We start from the raw sequence: 270 nt of genomic DNA on the forward strand, positions 1-270 counted from the left end.
TTGCGTCTCTCAGCGAAAGTCGTCCGCGCGCACGAGATCCAAGCGCAACGCCGTGACGAAGCTCTCGGTCTGAGCCGCGAGCGCCTCGCGTTCGAGTCGGTCGGCTGCGGCCCTGATCATGGCCATCTGCTGGTCGAGCAACAGGTCGAACGCCTCTGCGGCGTCGTTGTTCGCAACCACGTCCCGCGACGAGCCACAGGCCCCGCAGCGGAGGAGCAACAACCAGGCGGCAGGCCCCCACTCGGTCCAGGTGACGGGATGTACGAATCC

General features: G+C 66.7%; 1 protein-coding gene. It reads right to left on the reverse strand.

Translation table 11 applies throughout. The features are described from left to right. Nucleotides 1-9: 9 nt before the first annotated feature. A partial coding sequence (locus ACLJNW_RS25335; RefSeq protein WP_410961382.1) for a hypothetical protein occupies nucleotides 10-270 on the reverse strand: 261 nt, incomplete at its 5' end.

The sequence above is a fragment of the Salmonella sp. SAL4457 genome (assembly GCF_046548235.1).
GTDB classification, from domain to species: domain Bacteria; phylum Pseudomonadota; class Gammaproteobacteria; order Enterobacterales; family Enterobacteriaceae; genus Salmonella; species Salmonella enterica.